This is a genomic window from Rhodococcus sp. T2V (genome assembly GCF_029269925.1).
Lineage (GTDB): Bacteria > Actinomycetota > Actinomycetes > Mycobacteriales > Mycobacteriaceae > Rhodococcus_F > Rhodococcus_F koreensis.
Genome location: NZ_JARJBD010000491.1, coordinates 1 through 510, shown reverse-complemented (window position 1 = coordinate 510; position 510 = coordinate 1). Strand labels below are relative to the sequence as shown.

Below are 510 nucleotides of genomic sequence, written 5' to 3'. Positions count from 1 at the left end.
TCGGCAGCGAACCGAAGGGGCTGTCCGAGATCGTCTCCGGCGCCACCGAGGGCGCCGCCAAGCACAAGACGAAGGGCGCGCTCGAATCGGCGGGCGACAAGCTCGGCGGGCTCTTCGGGGGTGGGGAGGAAGAGGAAGAACCTCAGCGGGAACGAGTGTCACGCAAATCGACTCGAGGTGACCGGTGATGGCCGCCTCGGAGCAGACGAAGCAGACGACCGGTGTGTATGTCTACGGCATCGTCCCGGCCGACGTGTACACGACCCGGATCGGGACATCGACATCGATGGCTTCGGTGATTGTGCTCATGCCACCTCGCTTACCCGGCGATCCCGAGTCCGACACACCGAACCTCGCCGGAAACATCTGCCAGCCGGCCGGACGAGCACCATCACTGACCACCACCGGAAACGGGGTACACGTCGCATATGCCCAGACACATCCACGATGTCGCGGTCATCGGATCGGGACCGAACGGGCTGGCCGCCGCCGTCATCTGCGCCCGCGCCG

1 pseudogene is annotated in these 510 nt (G+C 65.9%); it reads left to right on the top strand.

The features are described from left to right. Positions 1-188: pseudogene (locus tag P3H15_RS55025) on the top strand (gas vesicle protein); the annotation flags it as partial. Positions 189-510 lie beyond the last annotated feature (322 nt).